Below are 3,607 nucleotides of genomic sequence, written 5' to 3'. Positions count from 1 at the left end.
CGCGCTGGAACTCGGTACGAGCGGGTGGACCGACTACAGCGAGATTCTCACAGCCGGACTCGGCAGCCGCCTGTCCGGCCTCCTTCCGCAGGGCCGGATCCGCACCATGCCCCACCTCCCGGCCGTCGCCGCCGACCTCGGCGAACTCCTCGTGGAGGCCCACCAGTCCGGGGAACAGGTCCTGCCCTGGCTGATGATCGGCGCCGCAGACCACGGCGACGACGATGTCGCCCTGCTCGCCGACGCTCTCGCCTCCGCCCGCCACCTGAAGACCGCCGTGGTCTTGCCCGCCACCCCGGAGGCCCGCCGCGCGTTCCCACACGCGGAGATCCTCGACGTCACCCGCGGCCAGGACACCGTCCTGGCCCCGCTGGAGAACCCAGTCACGCTCCAGCGCGTCACCGACGAGCAGTACCGGCAGTACGTCCACGCCCTGCAGGTCTCCACCCAGGACCCGAAGCCGGCGACCGCGGCATGGGAGTTCACCGAAAGCCACCAGCAGCCTGCCGCCTCCGGCCTGCCCCTGACCGTGCGGGTCACCAGCGAAGACGCCCAGGACCCGGGCAACCCCTTCCCCGCGCTCCTCGCCGGACTCACCCCCACCCCAGCGGACCCCGCCACCACTGCCCCCCAGGCCCCCGCAGCCGACACCAGCACCGCAGTCCCGCAAGGGACGGACCATCAGGGCGCGACCGCGGCGGCCAACGGGCCCGCACCGCTCCCCCACCAGGCAGCAGCCGGCCACGAACCCGCCACGGGTCCCCAGCCCGACCCGGTCGGCAGCGAGGGCACCGGCGGCGCAGTACGTATCGACATGCTCGGAGCGCTGCGCATCACCGGCGGAACCGGATCCGCCCACGCACCCCGCACCACCGCCGTCGCCGCCCTCATCCACCTGCGCCCCGGCCGCAGCGCCGACTACCTGTGCCAGGCGGTGGACCCCGTCAACCCGTGGTCGACCCGCACCCTGCACTCCCGCCTCTCCGAGCTACGCGCCGAGGTCGGCATCACGGCGGACGGGGCCCCGCTCCTGCCCCGCCCCAAGGACGGCGCATATGCCTTCCATCGCTCGGTGACCTCCGACTGGGAACAGTTCCGGGCCTTGGCGTCCAGCGGCCTCGCGGCCGGGTCGAAGACAGGAATCACCGACCTCGAAGCCGCCATGGCCCTCGTGCGGGGCAAGCCGTTCGACGGCCGGAACCTGCCATGGGCCGATGCCGTGATCCAGGAAATGCTGTCCCGGATCACCGACACCGCCCACACCCTCGCCCGCTGGCACACCGACGGCGACACCCCCGACCTCGACGCCGCCCGCCGCACCGTCCTCCAGGCCCTCGACATCGAAGAAACGTCCGAAGTCCTCTACCGCGACCTCCTCCACATCGAGTGGGCCGCCGACAACCACCACGCCATCCGCAAGACGATCGCCCGCCTCCAGCAGATGGCACGCACCTACGACATCACCCTCGACGGCCCCACCGAGGACACCATCAACCGCGTCCTGGCACCCCGCACCTTCCCCATCACAACGCCCTGACACCGACCCCGGACATGCACATGGGGGGCCTGCCGAAGGCACGCCCCCCACAACTACGTCCAGGCGACGTCAGGTCAGCGCCGCGACCGAATGCCGCGCCGCGGCCAGCACCTCCGCGCGGGCCGGACCCTCGCCCGCCGGCGGCCGGGTCACCCACTCCTGGCGAACCTCGGCGACCGCCGCACAAACCGCGCGCACCTCACCGGCCACCCCGTCGCCCAGGACGGACAGCTGAGGCCCCGTCACCAGCACCGGCTCGTACAGGCCGTAGGGGATCTCCATCCCGCGCCACTGCGAAGCCAGCGCCCAGGCAGCAAGGTTCATGGGGAGCCCCCCGGAAGCCCCGTTGCCGTGCACATGGAAGTGCGCCTGCCGGTGATAGACCGCCGAATCCGCCGGGCGGCCCACCGCCCCGGTCACGGCCTCCCGGCGCGCAGCATCGTCATCAGGCCACGACAGCACGACCACCGCCCCATCCACGTCGATCCGCAGTACGGTCGCCACGTTGACCTCCACGCCACTCGACACGCCCAACTGCCCCCACCCACGGCATGCCACCCCATGCTCATCCAGGGCCGCAGTACCGCCCCTGAAAGTCGCTGAGAATGACACCAACGGGTGATGTTCCATGGGGACGCGGGGCGCTCACGTGACCGCGCACTTCGACGGCCGTGCCCTTGACGCGCAGGGACACCGGCAGCTCCATGGCGGCCCCGTGGAACAGCCTTCACCACAGGCATCAAACAACCATGGTTATTGTGGTGTACTGCTTCCATCAGGTGACAGGAGGTATGCACATGCCGTTGCAGCAATGGCGTGAGTTGGCCGACCGCTTGGCGGAGCGCATCGAGTCGGATGAGTTTCCCCCCGGTTCGAAAATGCCGACCACCGCGGAGCTGATGGCTGAGGGGGAGTCAAAACCGTCCATCGAGCGCGCTTACCGCGAACTCGTCGACCGCGGTCTCGTCGTCCGCAAGCCACGGGTCGGCACGATTGTCCGCAGCCGCTCGCGCGTTCGCATCCCGTTGAGCCGCTATGGTGCCGCCCTGCGGCCGGGCGGGAGCATGGGGCCTTGGGAGACGGCAACGGCCGCGGTGGATCTGGACGGCAGCGTCGTCGCCTTGTCCGTCGAGCACATCTCCGCTTCGGACTCGGTTGCCGCGCTGCTCGACGTGGAACCCGGATCCCCCGTGGTTCGCCGCAGCAGGCACGCCATGATCGACGGGGACGTCGTGCAGATCCAAAACGCCTTCTATCCGGCGGAACTGGCTGCCGCGACGCGACTCGATGAACCGGGCAAGCTCGTCGGCGGTGTGCTGAGGGCCATGACCGCGTCGGGGCTGGAGCCTGCAAACGCCAGCGAGACGGTCACAGCACGGCTGCCGACGAAAGCCGAGGCGGCAGAACTCGGCATCGGCGCACGCGTGCCGGTCCTGTGCGTCGAGCGCGTGGTGCACGACCGCAACGGCCGCGCCCTTGAGGCCCTTCGGACAGTAGGTGCCGCCGACCGTCTGGAGCTGCACTACGCGAACCTGCCACTGGCCGGCGGCATCCCGTAACTCACCAGTGGCTCACCGCCTGCACTGTCACCCGGTTGTGACGCCGCACGGAGCGCACCGGTGATCAGATCGGTGATGTCGGTGCCGTTCCTTAAGGCATGACAAGTCACCCAAACCACACGAGCCCCGCCACAGGTGGCGAGGCTCGCAGGCCCCCGCACAGGCCTGGACCGCCTGCGCAGGGAAGAGCACCCAGATGCATGAACCGAGAGGTGCGCTCAGCCATGAGCTTATGCGGAACCATCCTGAAGCCGCCACCGGCTCCCTCCCACGAGATCGCTGCCCCCACCCCGGATGTGGTGTTGCGCCGTGGCACTTGAGCCGATCCTGTGGGCCCTGCACGACAGCCCGGTCAACAGCACGACCGACCGGATGCTGCTGGCCGGCCTGGCAGAGAAAGCAGATCCGGACGGCACCAACGCCTTCCCCTCCCGGCGGACACTGGCACGGATCGCACTCTGCGACGTCAAGACGGTACAGCGACGCCTAGCCTCCCTCACCGAGCGCGGTG

General features: G+C 70.1%; 4 protein-coding genes. 3 read left to right on the top strand and 1 reads right to left on the bottom strand.

Translation table 11 applies throughout. The features are described from left to right. Positions 1-1,537: bacterial transcriptional activator domain-containing protein (locus tag ACFV0Q_RS32830; RefSeq protein ID WP_385010345.1), on the top strand; the 1,537-nt coding region annotated here is incomplete at its 5' end. Positions 1,538-1,606: 69 nt separating this feature from the next. On the opposite strand, the gene ACFV0Q_RS32825 is transcribed toward ACFV0Q_RS32830, so the two are convergent. Continuing rightward, positions 1,607-2,041 carry a hypothetical protein gene (locus tag ACFV0Q_RS32825; protein ID WP_385010343.1) on the bottom strand — a complete coding sequence of 145 codons (435 nt, stop codon included), beginning with the start codon at positions 2,039-2,041 and terminating at the stop codon, positions 1,607-1,609. Between the two features lie 293 nt (positions 2,042-2,334). Here ACFV0Q_RS32825 and ACFV0Q_RS32820 point away from each other — a divergent pair, with 293 nt between their 5' ends. Beyond that, entirely contained in the window at positions 2,335-3,096 is a 762-nt protein-coding gene (locus ACFV0Q_RS32820) for a GntR family transcriptional regulator (RefSeq protein WP_385010341.1), read from the top strand. A gap of 309 nt (positions 3,097-3,405) precedes the next feature. After that, the coding region (locus ACFV0Q_RS32815) for a helix-turn-helix domain-containing protein (protein WP_385010339.1) at positions 3,406-3,607 on the top strand (202 nt) is incomplete at its 3' end.

Origin of the sequence: Streptomyces sp. NPDC059564, assembly GCF_042735575.1 — a bacterium.
GTDB lineage: Bacteria > Actinomycetota > Actinomycetes > Streptomycetales > Streptomycetaceae > Streptomyces.
This window is presented reverse-complemented; position numbering and strand designations above follow the sequence as displayed.